The organism is Pantoea sp. CFSAN033090, assembly GCF_001264395.1.
GTDB lineage: Bacteria > Pseudomonadota > Gammaproteobacteria > Enterobacterales > Enterobacteriaceae > Pantoea > Pantoea agglomerans.
In genome coordinates, this window is sequence record NZ_LGYX01000009.1 from 89,570 (window position 1) to 103,605 (window position 14,036).

Consider the following 14,036-nt stretch of genomic DNA (forward strand, 5'->3'; position numbering starts at 1 on the left):
CGTTCAGGGAAGCTGCTGATTAATCTCTACCGCGATCGGCTGATGCCCATCCCAGGGCGTCACTGCGCTCAGGCCCAGCCAGTCACCCGGCCGGGGATTGGCGCTGCCGTCGCGGGAGATACGCACCCGGACCTCGACCTGATGCTGCGCCGAAAGCAGGCGATCCGGCATCATGGCGTTGCTGTCATCCAGCGTCAGCGACAGCGGGAAGTGACTGAGCGGCATCCGCTTAACAGCCACCGGCACCGGTGAAGCACCGTCAGAAACCGAAATATACAACACTCCGTCCTGCGGTAACATTTTTTCTGCCTTAGGTGCCAGCGTCACGGTCAGTGCCAGTTGACGACTCTGTTGCCCGGCGGCACTTCTGGCCTTTTCGATGCTGCGGGCGATCATCGCCTGTCGCGAATCACCGGCCGGCAACAGACCCAGCAGGGTCTGCCATGCGTCGATAGCCTGATCATATTGCTGCTGTCCGTAAGCATTAAATGCCAGCAGGCTCAGCGTACGCAGGTTTTGCGGATCCGCTTTAAGCAATGCCTGCAGCAGCAGTGACGCCTGACGGTTATCCTGCGGGTCGGGGGATCGCGTCAGGACTTCGGCATAATCCTGTTTTAGCGCCAGATCGTTGGGAGCAAGCTGTAGCGCATGCTCAAATGCCTGGCTGGCGATGTCGGCATTATTCAGCACCATGCCGAGCCGTCCCAGCATCGTCCAGTCAGCAAGATTATCCGGTTCCGTTTGCAACGCGGTACGCAATCCGAGCTGTAAACGCGCCAGCTCCTCCATGCTCAGCGGTTTAGCGCCAGGGTCCATCAGTCGGGCACGCAGCTCAGGATACGCCTGCTGCACCTGCTTCCAGCCCGTGAGTTGTGCCAGGCCACCGGTTTTCAGGTAAGTCCCCAGCGATACCCCAATCAGCACGATCAGGCCTGGCAGCAAAATCCAGCGACTGCTGCTGTGTGATTTCATCGTCTGTGCCGGTGGAATATCCGCCAGCAGTGTCTGCTGTAACTCCCGCTCCATCAGTGGACGCTCAGTGACGACGCCCTGATCTTCATCCTGTGCCAGCTCATCTATCCGCTGATGGTAGAAGCGCTGATTAAGGCGATCGCGATCGCCTGTGCTGGCCTGACGTTGCCGCCAGCCCGCCGCCAGAAACAGCGTACAGGCCGCCAGCAGTAACAGAAAAAGGGTGATCCAAAATGCACTCATTACGGCTTCCTGTCTGACTTCAGTAGCGCATTAAGACGCTGTTGCTCATCTTCATCCAGCTCACTGCGGGTTTTGCGCTGACGGCTGCGCAGGATAATCACCGCGCCGCCCAGCAGCGCAAACAGCGCCGGACCAGCCCACAAAACCAGGGTTGAGGGCGTGACCGGTGGCGAATAGCTGACGAAATTGCCGTAACGCGCCACCATATAGTCGATGATCTGCTGGCGACTCTGACCCTGCTTCATCAGCTGATAGACTTTCAGCCGCATATCGGCGGCAATCATGGCGTTTGAGTCGGCGATGCTGTTGTTCTGACACTTCGGACAGCGTAGTGAAGCGGTCAGGTCGCGGTATTGTTCTTCCTGGGCCACCGAGTCAAATTGCAGCGTGTCGATGCTTGCCCACAGGTTGATGCTGAACAGCAGGCCGCACAGCAGTAACAGCGTTCTCATAATCCCGCCTCCGCACTGTATTTCACCCACAAGGGTTTCACTTCCTGATCCCAGACGCGCGCATTGAGATCGCCCGCGTGGCGATAACGGATGATCCCTTTACCGTCGATCAGAAAAGTTTCCGGCGCGCCATAGACGCCGAGATCCAGTCCCAGCATGCCGTTGCCATCATAGAGGCTCAGCGCGTAGGGGTTGCCCAGCGTATTCAGCCAGTTAACCGCCTTATGACGATCGTCTTTGTAGTTCAGCCCGACGACGCGAATGCCCTGCTCCGCCAGCGTATTCAGATACTGATGCTCGGCGCGACAGGTCGGACACCAGGTCGCCCAGACGTTCAGCAGTATCGGTTTACCATCCGTCAGCACGCGCTGGTCGTAGGTTTTGCCTGGCTGGTCGAGAGCTTCCAGCCGGAACAGCGGCACCGGCTTACCGATCAGAGCGGATTCGAGACGGGTCGGATCGTCGCCATCGGCATTACGTGTCAGCTGCCACAGCAGCGCCGCCGCCAGCAACAGAAACAGCATCAGGGGAATAAACAGGATTTTCTTGTTCATGTCCGCTCCTCAATTCCCGCTTTTTTGCGCGAACGATAACGGGGATCAAACAGGCAGAACAGCCCACCCAGCGCCATCAGCGCGCCACCGAACCAGATCCAGCGGACAAAGGGTTTGTAGTAGATGCGCACGGCCCAGCCGCCATCCTCCAGCTCTTCGCCCAGCGCCGCATAGAGATCGCGGCTGAAACCCCCATCAATCGCCGCTTCGGTCATCATGGTGCGGGCGGCCGTATAAAAGCGTTTCTCTGCCTGCAGCGTCGCTTCATGTTTGCCGTTGCGCGTGACATCGATGATGCCCATGCCACCGCTGTAGTTAGGCCCCTGCAGATTCTGCACGCCGCGGAAGACAAAGTGATAGTGATGAATATCGATGCTATCACCCGCCTTCATCCGCACATCGCGTTCCACGCTGTACTGGGTGCTGAATGCAATACCGATCACCGTCACCCCTACCCCAAGATGGCCCAGTACCATGCCCCAGTGACTGCGCGACAGGTGACGTAAACCGGCAAAGAACGGATGACGGTGAGTGGCGCGCTCATGCAGTTCCAGCAGCGTCAGCACGATAATCCAGAGTGACATCAGCAGGCCAACCACGGTCATCGCCTCAATGCGATCCTGCAGCCACCAGGGAATGATGACGGAACAGGCCAGGGTCGTGATCAGTGCCAGCGCCAGCCGCTTTGCCAGCTTCTGCGGCTCATCGCGACGCCAGCGCACCAGTGGCCCGATCCCCATCAGTAGCGCAAACGGCGCCATCAGCCAGCTGAACATGGTGTTGAAGAACGGCTCACCGACCGAAATGCTGCCCAGGCCCAGTTGCTTGTGCACCAGCGGCAACAATGTGCCGAGCAGAACCACCAGCATCGCGGCAATCAGCAGCACGTTATTACCCAGCAAAAACGATTCGCGCGACCAGGTTTCATTCTGCACCCGACCACGTACCTGCCCGCCTTTAATCGCGTAGAGCAGGAGCGAACTGCCGATAACAATCACCAGAAACGCGAGGATAAACATCCCGCGCGCCGGATCCGAGGCGAAGGAATGCACCGACACCAGCACCCCGGATCGCACCAGGAACGTCCCCAGCAGGCTCAGCGAAAACGCGGTAATCGCCAGCAGCACGGTCCAGGCCTTAAAGGTGCCTCGCTTTTCCGTGACCGCCAGCGAGTGCATCAGGGCGGTGCCTGCCAGCCACGGCATAAACGACGCATTTTCAACCGGGTCCCAGAACCACCAGCCGCCCCAGCCCAGTTCGTAATAGGCCCAGGCCGATCCAAGGACAATACCAATCGTCAGAAAGACCCAGGCCGCCGTGGTCCAGGGACGCGACCAGCGCGCCCAGGCCGTATCCAGCCGTCCGGCCATCAGCGAGGCGATAGCAAAAGCAAACGCCACCGAAAAGCCGACATAGCCCATATAGAGCAGCGGCGGATGGAAGATCAGGCCGATATCCTGCAGCATCGGATTCAGGTCGTGCCCGTCTATCGGAAAGTCCGGCAGCGTGCGGCCAAATGGATTCGAGGTCAGCAGGATAAACAGCAGGAAGCCGAGATTGATCATCCCCATGACCGCCAGCACGCGTGCCAGCGCATCCTGCGGCATACCGCGACTGAATATCGCCACCGCCAATGTCCAGGTGCTGAGCAGCAACACCCACAGCAGCAGCGATCCTTCATGCGCGCCCCAGGTGGCGGCGATGCGATAGTAAACCGGCAGCAGGCTGTTGGAGTTTGTAACGACATAGGCGACGGTAAAATCGTTGCTGATAAAGGCCCAGACCAGCAGCGCAAAAGCCGCCGCGATGCAGATAAACAGACCGCAGGCCAGCGGACGCGCCATCGCCATCAGACGGGCATCCTGCCGCACTGCGCCCCACAGCGGATAGCTGCTCAGCAGCAGGGAGAGCCCCAGCGCCAGACAGAGCAGAAAAGTACCAATCTCGGGCATCATGATGATTTATTTCCCGCCTGATACAGCGACTGCGGGCCGGTGTGATTACTCTTCATCGCGTCTTCAATCTCCGGCGGCGTATATTTCTCATCATGTTTCGCCAGCACTTCTTTGGCGATTACCTGGTTGCCCGCCGCCAGCACGCCCTGTGCGACGACGCCCTGCCCTTCACGGAACAGATCCGGCAGGATGCCTTCAAAACTGACGCTGACCACGCCGCGGGCATCATAAAGTTTGAACGACACGGCAAGCGTATTCGGATCGCGCCGGACACTGCCGGGCATCACCATGCCGCCGACGCGCAGCCGCTGACCCGCTTCGGGCTTCTCGTGCGCCTCGCCTTTGCCGTAAAGGATTTCACCTGGGGTATAGAACAGATCGATGTTTGAGCGCAGCGCATACATCACCAGCGCGGTGGCCAGGCCGAGGCCGAGCAGAATCGCCACTGCCGCATAGAGGCGGTTGCGTCGACGGGTATTCACAATGTCTCTCCTGCCGCTTCAGCCGCGGCTTTTTTAGATTTCGCTGCCCGGATGCGGCATTCCCGCGCGTCGCGCTGGCGGATCTCAGCCAGCAGGCGGCGGCGCAGCAACAGGGTATGCAGCGTCAGCCCGACAAGCGGAATCAGCGTGCAGGCAACTGCCAGCCAGACATAGAAGGCGTAGCCCCCCATCTCAAAGAAGGCGTGCCAGGAGGAAAAGGCGGGTGTCATGCCTGCTCTCCCCGCTTCGCCACATCAATCGCCCAGGGACGGTGACGTTCGGTTAACAGAATCAGGTTGCGCAGCCGCATCAGGGTCAGCGTGATAAACACCAGCAGATAACCGATGATTGCCCAGCGCAGCGGCGTTCGCATCACCGGCGCAATCGCCTGCTGGAGAATGCCCGACGAGCCCTGATGCAGGGTATTCCACCACTGCACTGAGAAGTGAATGATCGGCAGATTAACTACGCCGACCAGGATGAGAACACCCGCGGCCCGGCCTGCGGTGCGGCGGTCATCAAAAGCGTGCCAGAGCGCAATCACGCCCATATAGAGGAACAGCAGCACCAGCTCCGAAGTGAGGCGCGCATCCCAGATCCACCAGGTCCCCCACATCGGCTTACCCCATGCGGATCCGGTGACCAGCGCAATAAAGGTAAAGACCGCGCCCACCGGTGCCATGGCGGCGGAAACCAGATCGGCCATTTTCATCTGCCACACAAGGCCGATAAAGGCGGCGATGGCCATCGAGGCATAAATGCCCATCGACCACATCGCGGCGGGCACATGAATGTACATGATGCGGAAACTGTCGCCCTGCTGATAGTCAGCGGGAGCAAATCCAAAGCCCCAGGCCCAGCCCAGCAGCAACGTCGCCAGCCCTGAGATGGCGAACCACGGCACCAGTCGCCCCGAAAACTGATAGAGCCGTTCGGGCCTGGCCAGCTGATGTAACGCTTTCCACATATCAAATGCTCACATTAACGATAAAAGAGTGTTGCCGCGTCTTTTACGCGCGGTTATTTCAACGGCTGTTATTGCAAAGTAATTCTTAGCGCTGCCGCCGTGGCAAACGGGGAGAGCGTGGCGCTGCCCAGCAGCATCGCGCCGAGAATCGCCAGATAGCCATTAATCGGCAACCCCTGACTAGCCGCCTCCATCGCCGCACTGGCGAAGATCAAGACCGGAATGGCCAGCGGCAGCACCAGCAGGCTAAGCAATACGCCACCGCGCCGTAAACCCACCGTGAGACCTACACCAATGGCACCGAGAAAACTCAGGGTTGGCGTGCCGAGCAGCAGCGTCAGGGCCATCGCCCGCCAGCCATTAAAATCCAGTGACAGCAGCAGCGCGGCCAGCGGCGACAGGATAATCAGCGGCACACCTGTGACCAGCCAGTGCGCCACTACTTTACCGATAACCGTTACCGGGAGCGGCGTCGGCAGCAGTACCAGTTGCTCCAGCGAACCGTCGCTGAAGTCATCGCGAAACAGCCGCTCCAGCGCCAGCAGCGACGCCAGCAGCGCGGCAACCCAGGCTACGCCCGGTGCAATGCGCGCCAGCTGTTGCGGGTCAGGTCCGATGCCCAGCGGAAACAGGGTAATAACAATCAGGAAAAACCAGAGCGGATTGATCACATCAGCCCCGCTGCGAAAGGCGATGCGTAATTCACGCTGGATGAGGCGAAACAGCATCAGCCTTCCTCCCCGTCGCCGAGGCGAATTTTACGCACCCGCGCAGCATCCGCGGGCAAATCCTGATGGGTTGTCAGGATCACTGCGCCACCGTTATCGGCATGCCGGGCGAATTTCGCCATTAATTTTTTAACACCCGCTTTGTCGATGGCGGTCAGCGGCTCGTCGAGAATCCATATGCGGGCCTGGCTGAGCCACAGACGCGCCAGCGCTCCCCGCCGCTGCTGGCCCGCCGATAACCGGCTAACCGGCACCTCTTCGTCGCCCGTGAGATCGACGCTTTCCAGCGCAGCAAAGATCTGCGCATCACTGCAATCAGGATGGTAGAAACGCAGATTTTCCAGCGGTGTAAGCACGCCTTTGACACCGGGATGATGGCCCAGATAGAGCATCGCCTGATGCCAGGCTTCGCGCTGCCGCAGGATTGGCCGCTGCTGCCAGCGTATTTCACCCTGTTCAGGACGGCTCAGGCCAGCCAGCAGCCGCAAGAGTGAGGTCTTACCGGCACCATTTGGGCCTTCAATCTGCACAATGTCGCCTGCAGAGACGCGAAATGAGAGCTGCCGGAACAGCGCACGTTCGTCGTATGCACAAGTGAGCGTAATGATTTCCAACATCGAGGGGGGAATCGCACCAGCCAAAAGTGGCCGGGATATTACCACAATGTTGCTGTGGGCCGAAGTGTGAGCCACCGCTCAGTTTCGATGCCATGGGTTTATTCGTGCGGTATCACCCGCAGTCTGAATAAAAATGCAGTTCCGAAAAACGTTGTTACGCTTATTCGCATCGATCGTTACATTATCGGCAAATAAAAAACGGCTACGCTTATTACGCGACAGCACTATCACCAGGAGAAAATATGAAGCCTTCATCAGGTAATGAACAGGGTCCTAACGACGTCGAGAGTGAAGAGAAGGATAAGGGCACTGACATCGAAGTCGATGAGGAGGCTTTACCCTCCCGCGCCGCCGCCATCCATGAAGAGATCCGCCAGGATGGGGAGAAGGAGCTGGAGCGCGATGGTATGGCGCTGCTCTGGTCAGCCATTGCGGCGGGCTTATCCATGGGCGCCTCGCTGATGGCGAAGGGGATATTTCAGGTGCATCTGGATGGCGTACCAGGGGCGTTTCTGCTTGAAAACCTGGGTTATACCTTTGGTTTTGTTATCGTCATCATGGCGCGTCAGCAGCTGTTTACCGAAAATACCGTCACGGCAGTCCTGCCGGTGATGCACAAACCGACCTGGAGTAATGGCGCCCTGCTATTACGTTTATGGGGCATCGTCTTGCTGGGTAACCTGATCGGGACGGCACTGGGTGCGCTGGCGTTTAATGAGATGCCGATATTTGACGAAGCTACCCGTCAGGCGTTTACCAACATCAGTATGAAGGTGATGGAAAATACGCCCGGCGAGATGTTTGCCAATGCAGTGATCTCCGGCTGGATTATCGCCACCATGGTCTGGATGTTCCCCTCGGCGGGGGGTGCCAAACTGCTGGTGATTGTGATGATGACCTGGCTGGTTGCGCTGGGTGATCTGGCGCATATCGTGGTGGGATCGGTGGAAGTGCTCTATCTGGTCTTTAATGGCAGCATCAGCTGGTATGAATTCTTCTGGCCGTTTGCCCTGCCGACGCTGCTCGGCAACATTACCGGCGGCACGCTGATTTTTGCCCTGATCAGCCACGCGCAGATCCGCAACGACATGAGCGAAGCGGCCGTGGCTAAAGCCAAGGCTGAGAAGAAGAAGCAGGAGAAACGTCGCCAGCGCGAAGAGCAGGAAAAGGCTGAGTAAATCCAGGGCAGGCAGAGCAGATTGAACCGCTCTGTCTGCCTTTCTGGTCTGTTTGCTGAAGGCGATTTGCCAGGCGGGCGTCTGAAAAACGTTTACTGGAAGTGGCTGCTGTAAAGAGGGAGTGAAGATTTAAGAGTCGGGGTGCCGCTTCAGTCTGGATGACATCCCGGACTTCAGTACAGCTGTTTCCGCTTTCTGCACGTAACGTTAGCGCGTGCAGAAAACCGGAATTGCTGGCGGAATGAGCAAACGGACGGCGACGTAGTGAATCTCACGGCCTGTTTGCGCTATACTGCGCGCCGCTGTCCTCTTAGTTAAATGGACTAAGATACCAAAAGGAATAATTAACTCTTTTTACTGAAATTATTTCAATAAATCCCAATAAAATTGTACCCAATCTTGTACACATAAAATCCTCCATAATAATTATTATTTCCAAATGGCTGGCTGGATTGAGCTTTGCAGGAAATTTTGAGCTAATGTTTTAAGGAAGCGCGCCGATATGTATCTCGGTACCCACATTAAAGGTACCGAAGCTTTTGCGAATTGTCGCATTTGATGTTCAGACGCTTGCGTAGTTGTTTCGTTCCGGTACAATTGCGGTCCGACTCCCACATGTGGGTCAGAAAGGAGATTAGAGATGAAAACTTTACGTTGCATGGCTTACAGGCAGGATGGCGTATTCGTTGCCATTTGTCTTGATTGGTCTTTAGCGGCGCAGGGCGACACTCTTGAAGAAGCGAAAGTTAAGCTTGAAGAGCATATGGAAGCTTTGATTGAAGAAGCAAAAGCCGAACCGAAGTACGCAAGACAACTTTTGCTAAACCGTAAGGCACCAGTTTCCTTATGGTTAAAATATTGGTACATCGCTGCGATCATGTTTTTCCGTAAGCAGGATCAGGCCACTCTCTTCAATGAACCTTGTAACGCTGCTGTTTAGAGGTTGCATTGATGCTCTTCGCTAAAAAGTTAACACCCCTCAAATACAGCGAAGTCATAGCCGGTTTAAAGGCGCTGGGCTTTGAAATGAAGCCCAAAACAGGCACGTCCCACGAGCAATGGATAAAATACGGTGACAATACAAAATGGGTTGTCACCGTAGATAAACACCATGCTCCCTTTTCAAGGGATTTGATTAAATCTATGGCGAGGCAAGCTGGTATGGATGCCCGTAAATTCCATGCTCTGTGCAGGGGAACTGCAAGCTTAGATGATGTCGTGGTGCCTGCTTCTGAGTAAAAAGCAGTTTTTAGAACTGCTTTTTACCGCATATCTAATTTTACCCTCAGATTATCGGCCTGTATGGCTCATAAACCGTTAAAACCTCAGCAGTCACCTTCCCTAGCACGACAATTCCTTCCAGCCCTTCTCCGTCAATCGTTTCACCGTCCTGAGTAATAACCCCTGAACTGAACAATTTCCCAATCTGTGGGTGGTCATCAAACTGGAACGCGACAGTGTCGCCAGGCTTAGCAGCTAACGAGCGATCAACAAGCACGAATCCTTCTGGTGTATCAACACGAATCATGTTGGCCGGGTTCGGCATCAGGATGTTATTCAGGTTAAGGCGCTGCTCAATGTAATCATTGGCCGGTGAAGGAAATCCCATGTCAGATACCCCCGTTCGGGTTGAACTGACGGTAGGTCTTAGCCTCACCCTCCTGCGTTGATGCATCGCGGAACGTCACCGTATTTGTCTTTATCCACTGGTTAGCCTCACGCAGGCTGAAATGCCAGTTAAGCAACTCCAGCTGATGGACAAACTCCTGAGTAGTTACAATAACGCCTTGCCCCGGCTCTCGCCTCATAGCGTTCATAAATGCATGTTTAATTTCATAATCGCGCGGCATAATTTTGCCTCCTCTGATAAATACTGTATGGATAAACAGTAATATCGATCGGTAGATTTGATCAAGGCGGAGCGGTGGAGAGATTTGTAAAGGGTTTGATTTGGAATGGGTTTTAGTATGAGTAATGAAAAACATGCTCAGCAAATCATGCAGGGCGGCGGTTTTCAACTAGTTAACGATGTCACTTGTGGTAAACAGGTTACCATTATAGATTGACCTGAATGGTTAACGATGTAATCATTGGTAAACCAACTACCAGCAGTGACATCGTTAACCGAGAGTGTGATATGAAAAAATATGCTATATGGAATAATAAGGGCGGCACGGGTAAAACTAGCCTCTCCTTCCAAGCAATATGTCGTTATGCCGAAACCCGACCTCTTGAGCGCGTATTGGTCATGGACGTTTGTCCGCAGGCAAATTTATCGGAACTATTCCTCGGCGGTCTAGTTGGCAATGGCAGCGTAAACTTGCTCACTCGGCACGATATAAATAATCGGTGCACGCTAGGTGGTTACTTCCAGATGCGCCTTCCAACTCCGTATCAGAAGCCAGCATTCGACTCACATGACTATCTGACTCACCCCAGAACATTCAATGAAAATATACCTGCCAACATTTCGTTAGTGTGCGGGGATCCACTTCTTGAGCTTCAGGCTAACGCCATAAATACACTGGCAAATCAGCAAATTCCAGGGACAAATGCGTGGGTTAGCATCATAGACTGGATAAACAATCTTGTGGACGGACTTGATGGCGAGTACGACGTGTTGTTCATCGACTGCAACCCTAGTTTCTCAATCTACACACAAATTGCTCTTGCAGCTGTGGATAAGCTCATTTTGCCGGTAATGGCTGATGATTCTTCACGCAGGGCAATACAGAATGCATTCTCTTTGATATATGGGCTAAAGCTTCCATCAGATATTTATGCCTCGTATGCTTTTGCGAATAAGTTAAATGCTGTGGACAGGCCTCTCCCAAAAGTGCACATGATTGCTAAAAACAGACTCACTCAGTACATGGGTCCAGCCTCTGCCTACGCTGCCGTACTTAACTCCATTGATAACGACGTCCAGCAATTGCTTATAAGTAATCCGGAAATATTCGATTTCGCTCAGGTAGAGGATGGTGTAGTTAACATTAAAGATTTCCAGACCACAGGAGTCGTAGCATTTGCTAAGGGTTGCCCTTTCTCGACCTTACCAACAGGCAGCGTTCGAGTAATGAACCGTAGGGTAAAAGTTAACGGCCCTTATAAGCAGTCATGCTTAGATGCAGTGGATAGAATGGTAAGTAAGCTCTAATCATCATCCCGGCCACCGTGCCGGGTTTTTAGTGTCTGTACCATCATGTGTGCTGTGGATTTGCCGATAATATGTTCACCTGAGGCTGTAAGCTGACGGACAACAACAAAAAGATGAAACACAGCAAAACTTCAGCCCGCTCTGTGCGGGCTTTTTTGTGTCTGCCGCTTGGCTCCTGTTCAGCTGCTGACCTACGCTTACCAGACCAACCCCGCAGTCTACTGAGATGGGCGCGGTACATGTCTGCCCCGTCGCCGGGGCTTTTTTACGAACCTGAAGATTCTGGATTTTCAATCTCTACTTGAGCCTTTAGTTCTCCTTCGAGCTGTTTGCCCAAGCTTTCTTTTGCAGCAACAGCCTTTTGGTTGAATACTGAGTACTCAGGCATAGAAACCCTCAGATCGACCCAGCGACCTGCAGGAATATCCATTGGATCACCAGCAACTGTCATTGCAGTATCAATGTCAAACTTACGTTTATTAATCTTCAATATTAGCTTTTTGCTTTCATAAGTCACAGAAGCAAAGCAAAGACGATTACCGTTCTCATCCTGTGGAATTTCAATTGTCCATCCCTCTGGATACGGTCCATTTGTGCCTGCGATTTCGTAAATTCCAGTATCAGTTTTGGTTACAGTCACCCCTTCCGCTTCGTCGTTCACAGCACATAAATCACCGACGATGAAGTTACCCTCACCAAAATTTTCCGGCATGGTCTCGCCCGTCTCTGCAACGCGCACTATCGGCGACGCTCGCTTGATAAAGCCGTTACCGTCAACTGTAGTAATTCTTTCTGACCAGAATCGATAGCGAGCCCCCGGCGTGGACCACCCCCCGTGCGCCCATTGATTATCTGCGTCGAGCCCAAAATAGTTTGCGAAATTACCGTCTCTGATAAATACCATTGCAGCGGCCGCTGAATTATTTTGACCATTGCTGATCACCAGCGGTGGTGTCCACTGCCCATCATTGGCAGCAGAAAAAGCAGGTGTGTTGTTTGAAGCAAATGTGAATGCTCTCACACCGCTTGTGACGGTATATGTTGACCCGATCAATGGCACTTTGTTAACAGCTGAGGCTGTACCACTACTTCCTATAACATCAGTAGTAGCGCCCGATTTAAGCCCCAGACCTGACCTGGCAGCTGACTGATTATTACCTCCAGTACCACCCAAAGAGACCGGAAGCACCTCATCGACAAAACCAAGGTTTGTGCGAGCGGCAGATTTATCTGTCAGGTCCTCCAGGTTTTTCGCTTTATCCATCTTACCTGTGACGGAGTTAGCGACGGCATTCCATGATGGCCCGCTATACTGGCTACCATCAGGCAGGTTAATGGTGATATTACCGCTGCCGCTGTAGACCTGCTGCCAGTTAGCTTTATCAAGGTTGAGCCCGCGAATGGCTTTGGCAACGTCAGCCGCAACCTGAGCCGTAATCCCAACCAGCGCCGCATTAGGCACGGCTGTCCACGCCACACCTGTTGCTGTAGGTCCATTGTAAGCAGTGATCAGCGTGAGGCCTGTGGCCGAATTAACTGACTGCACGCCGAGCGTATAAGTCACGCCGCCAACAATTGCTACCAGGAAATCGTTAGCCTTCAACTCTGATGTGAAATTAGTACCTGTACCGATAACAGTCGTAGAGTTATTGGTTAGTGCAATAGTGCCTGCTGGCATAGCTTTCTCCGGGCAATAAAAAACCCGGCGCGGGGCCGGGTTCATTGATTTGAGTTATTAACTATTTTTCGCAAGTGCTCTCGTCGAAGTTTGATTTAGAAACCCACTTCCATCCAAAAGGATTTCCCGCGTAATACTTAGTCTGGTTTGCTTCCGTCTTAACACCATAGATAGGCACCGCTACATCCTGCCCGCCAATTCTGGCGGTTGCATAGCATTTTACATGAGGAAGCGTCTGGCATCCGGCGAGTAACATTACAGCTACCACTAAGAGTGTATTTTTCATTTCATCGTCCTTGGCTGTTTCATTCCCTTATACCTGCACCATAAAATATCATCAACTTTATTTATCAATCATGAAGATCGAAAATCTTAATACCTTTGAACATTTACAGCTACCAGCCTGTTTCTGTAGTTGGTAAGAGTGCCGGTCCCCCCGCCTCCAGCATTAAGGTTGCCTATATAACCGCTGGTGATTTGCGTCGTGCTACCGTTAAACCTTGCACTGCTTGCATACTGAGCCACTACTGGATAAACCTGCCCGCCCTGGCTTACTGTGCCAACATAGCTTCCAGTATATGCTGGTGCTACAGCCCACTCTCCATTAAGGGTAAAGTTGGCGGTGAATCCAGACCCTGCGTCAGATCCTTCATCTCCCAGTTTCTGGACATCACGTAACACCTTGGTTTCATTTGTCAGAATGCATCGGCCCTGCGGGTCATTTATCTGAATTCCCCATGCAGGAATGGGCTGAAATTGATAGCCGAAAATATAAACGTTGACTGTTCTTGTCGCGCCAGCGCATCGTAAGCTCCAAACCCCCCCAGATAACTCCAGCGTTTCACACGTGCTTTGGGCGTTTCCCTGGGCACCATTGCTGTTAACAAAAATAAACCTTATGACCCCGTCATTGTTAAATAAATTTATAACGGTACCAGTCCCTGACGACGCAGGTACACTAAGCACGCGCTTTTCAAGAAGGGTTAATGGCATTGTATCGCCAATATGAAATGGCACGCCTGCTGAGTCTGTGAGCATTGCTCCGTAGGACAT

The 14,036-nt window shown here is 53.8% G+C and carries 17 protein-coding genes; 4 read left to right on the top strand and 13 right to left on the bottom strand.

The genetic code is table 11. The annotated features are described in order from the left end of the window. Positions 1 to 3: 3 nt before the first annotated feature. The 9 genes from ccmI to ccmA all read right to left on the bottom strand — a co-directional run bounded on the left by ccmI (position 4) and on the right by ccmA (position 6,970). Positions 4 to 1,215, bottom strand: a complete 1,212-nt coding sequence (gene ccmI / locus AFL22_RS10910; protein WP_052271394.1) for a c-type cytochrome biogenesis protein CcmI — start codon at positions 1,213 to 1,215, stop codon at positions 4 to 6. Beyond that, complete coding sequence (locus AFL22_RS10915) at positions 1,215 to 1,667, bottom strand: cytochrome c-type biogenesis protein (protein ID WP_022625093.1); 453 nt, start codon at positions 1,665 to 1,667, stop codon at positions 1,215 to 1,217. Before AFL22_RS10915 ends, ccmI begins: the two co-directional genes overlap by 1 nt. Further along, on the bottom strand, positions 1,664 to 2,221 hold the full coding sequence (locus tag AFL22_RS10920; protein ID WP_052271395.1) for a DsbE family thiol:disulfide interchange protein: 558 nt from the start codon (positions 2,219 to 2,221) through the stop codon (positions 1,664 to 1,666). The genes AFL22_RS10915 and AFL22_RS10920 overlap by 4 nt, the downstream gene beginning before the upstream one ends. Further along, positions 2,218 to 4,176, bottom strand: a complete 1,959-nt coding sequence (locus tag AFL22_RS10925) for a heme lyase CcmF/NrfE family subunit (RefSeq protein ID WP_052271396.1) — start codon at positions 4,174 to 4,176, stop codon at positions 2,218 to 2,220. Before AFL22_RS10925 ends, AFL22_RS10920 begins: the two co-directional genes overlap by 4 nt. Further along, positions 4,173 to 4,658, bottom strand: coding sequence for a cytochrome c maturation protein CcmE (gene ccmE / locus AFL22_RS10930; RefSeq protein WP_010671430.1), 486 nt, complete (start codon positions 4,656 to 4,658; stop codon positions 4,173 to 4,175). Before ccmE ends, AFL22_RS10925 begins: the two co-directional genes overlap by 4 nt. Further along, a complete protein-coding gene (gene ccmD / locus AFL22_RS10935; protein WP_052271397.1) occupies positions 4,655 to 4,888 on the bottom strand; it encodes a heme exporter protein CcmD in 234 nt (77 codons plus the stop codon). The genes ccmE and ccmD overlap by 4 nt, the downstream gene beginning before the upstream one ends. Continuing rightward, positions 4,885 to 5,625, bottom strand: coding sequence for a heme ABC transporter permease (locus AFL22_RS10940; RefSeq protein ID WP_031590561.1), 741 nt, complete (start codon positions 5,623 to 5,625; stop codon positions 4,885 to 4,887). The genes ccmD and AFL22_RS10940 overlap by 4 nt, the downstream gene beginning before the upstream one ends. A gap of 68 nt (positions 5,626 to 5,693) precedes the next feature. Further along, complete coding sequence (gene ccmB / locus AFL22_RS10945; protein ID WP_010257910.1) at positions 5,694 to 6,353, bottom strand: heme exporter protein CcmB; 660 nt, start codon at positions 6,351 to 6,353, stop codon at positions 5,694 to 5,696. Next, the gene (gene ccmA / locus AFL22_RS10950) at positions 6,353 to 6,970 is read right to left on the bottom strand and encodes a cytochrome c biogenesis heme-transporting ATPase CcmA (protein ID WP_052271398.1); all 618 of its coding nucleotides are present in this window, start codon (positions 6,968 to 6,970) and stop codon (positions 6,353 to 6,355) included. The genes ccmB and ccmA overlap by 1 nt, the downstream gene beginning before the upstream one ends. 242 nt (positions 6,971 to 7,212) lie before the next feature. On the opposite strand from ccmA, the gene AFL22_RS10955 reads away from it, so the two are divergent. The 3 genes from AFL22_RS10955 to AFL22_RS10965 all read left to right on the top strand — a co-directional run bounded on the left by AFL22_RS10955 (position 7,213) and on the right by AFL22_RS10965 (position 9,387). Next, the gene (locus AFL22_RS10955; protein ID WP_010671426.1) at positions 7,213 to 8,148 is read left to right on the top strand and encodes a formate/nitrite transporter family protein; all 936 of its coding nucleotides are present in this window, start codon (positions 7,213 to 7,215) and stop codon (positions 8,146 to 8,148) included. Positions 8,149 to 8,788: 640 nt separating this feature from the next. Then, positions 8,789 to 9,088 (top strand): hypothetical protein, encoded by a 300-nt coding sequence (locus AFL22_RS10960; protein WP_052271399.1) that lies wholly within the window; start codon positions 8,789 to 8,791, stop codon positions 9,086 to 9,088. A gap of 11 nt (positions 9,089 to 9,099) precedes the next feature. Continuing rightward, a complete protein-coding gene (locus AFL22_RS10965; RefSeq protein WP_052271400.1) occupies positions 9,100 to 9,387 on the top strand; it encodes a type II toxin-antitoxin system HicA family toxin in 288 nt (95 codons plus the stop codon). A gap of 46 nt (positions 9,388 to 9,433) precedes the next feature. On the opposite strand, the gene AFL22_RS10970 is transcribed toward AFL22_RS10965, so the two are convergent. Together AFL22_RS10970 and AFL22_RS10975 are read right to left on the bottom strand one after the other, a co-directional pair. Beyond that, positions 9,434 to 9,757, bottom strand: a complete 324-nt coding sequence (locus AFL22_RS10970; RefSeq protein WP_052271401.1) for a phage repressor protein — start codon at positions 9,755 to 9,757, stop codon at positions 9,434 to 9,436. A 1-nt stretch (position 9,758) separates the two neighbouring features. Further along, positions 9,759 to 9,998 carry a hypothetical protein gene (locus AFL22_RS10975; protein WP_052271402.1) on the bottom strand — a complete coding sequence of 80 codons (240 nt, stop codon included), beginning with the start codon at positions 9,996 to 9,998 and terminating at the stop codon, positions 9,759 to 9,761. Positions 9,999 to 10,285: 287 nt separating this feature from the next. Between AFL22_RS10975 and AFL22_RS10980 the strand changes: the two genes are divergently transcribed. Beyond that, positions 10,286 to 11,305: a ParA family protein gene (locus tag AFL22_RS10980; protein WP_052271451.1), complete on the top strand. Its 1,020-nt coding sequence runs from the start codon at positions 10,286 to 10,288 to the stop codon at positions 11,303 to 11,305. A 265-nt stretch (positions 11,306 to 11,570) separates the two neighbouring features. Here AFL22_RS10980 and AFL22_RS24250 read toward each other — a convergent pair whose 3' ends face one another. Beyond that, a complete protein-coding gene (locus AFL22_RS24250; RefSeq protein WP_052271403.1) occupies positions 11,571 to 12,983 on the bottom strand; it encodes a hypothetical protein in 1,413 nt (470 codons plus the stop codon). Between the two features lie 372 nt (positions 12,984 to 13,355). Beyond that, positions 13,356 to 14,036, bottom strand: coding sequence for a hypothetical protein (locus AFL22_RS10995; protein ID WP_052271405.1), 681 nt, complete (start codon positions 14,034 to 14,036; stop codon positions 13,356 to 13,358).

Bases quoted from the DNA above. Each gene is read 5' to 3' on its own strand.
- AFL22_RS10995 (WP_052271405.1), bottom strand. From the start codon at position 14,036: ATGTCCTACGGAGCAATGCTCACAGACTCAGCAGGCGTGCCATTTCAT.
- AFL22_RS10975 (WP_052271402.1), bottom strand. From the start codon at position 9,998: ATGCCGCGCGATTATGAAATTAAACATGCATTTATGAACGCTATGAGG.
- ccmA (WP_052271398.1), bottom strand. From the start codon at position 6,970: ATGTTGGAAATCATTACGCTCACTTGTGCATACGACGAACGTGCGCTG.
- AFL22_RS10920 (WP_052271395.1), bottom strand. From the start codon at position 2,221: ATGAACAAGAAAATCCTGTTTATTCCCCTGATGCTGTTTCTGTTGCTG.
- AFL22_RS10965 (WP_052271400.1), top strand. From the start codon at position 9,100: ATGCTCTTCGCTAAAAAGTTAACACCCCTCAAATACAGCGAAGTCATA.
- AFL22_RS10980 (WP_052271451.1), top strand. From the start codon at position 10,286: ATGAAAAAATATGCTATATGGAATAATAAGGGCGGCACGGGTAAAACT.
- AFL22_RS10940 (WP_031590561.1), bottom strand. From the start codon at position 5,625: ATGTGGAAAGCGTTACATCAGCTGGCCAGGCCCGAACGGCTCTATCAG.
- AFL22_RS24250 (WP_052271403.1), bottom strand. From the start codon at position 12,983: ATGCCAGCAGGCACTATTGCACTAACCAATAACTCTACGACTGTTATC.
- ccmB (WP_010257910.1), bottom strand. From the start codon at position 6,353: ATGCTGTTTCGCCTCATCCAGCGTGAATTACGCATCGCCTTTCGCAGC.
- ccmI (WP_052271394.1), bottom strand. From the start codon at position 1,215: ATGAGTGCATTTTGGATCACCCTTTTTCTGTTACTGCTGGCGGCCTGT.
- AFL22_RS10955 (WP_010671426.1), top strand. From the start codon at position 7,213: ATGAAGCCTTCATCAGGTAATGAACAGGGTCCTAACGACGTCGAGAGT.
- AFL22_RS10915 (WP_022625093.1), bottom strand. From the start codon at position 1,667: ATGAGAACGCTGTTACTGCTGTGCGGCCTGCTGTTCAGCATCAACCTG.
- AFL22_RS10970 (WP_052271401.1), bottom strand. From the start codon at position 9,757: ATGGGATTTCCTTCACCGGCCAATGATTACATTGAGCAGCGCCTTAAC.
- AFL22_RS10925 (WP_052271396.1), bottom strand. From the start codon at position 4,176: ATGATGCCCGAGATTGGTACTTTTCTGCTCTGTCTGGCGCTGGGGCTC.
- ccmD (WP_052271397.1), bottom strand. From the start codon at position 4,888: ATGACACCCGCCTTTTCCTCCTGGCACGCCTTCTTTGAGATGGGGGGC.
- AFL22_RS10960 (WP_052271399.1), top strand. From the start codon at position 8,789: ATGAAAACTTTACGTTGCATGGCTTACAGGCAGGATGGCGTATTCGTT.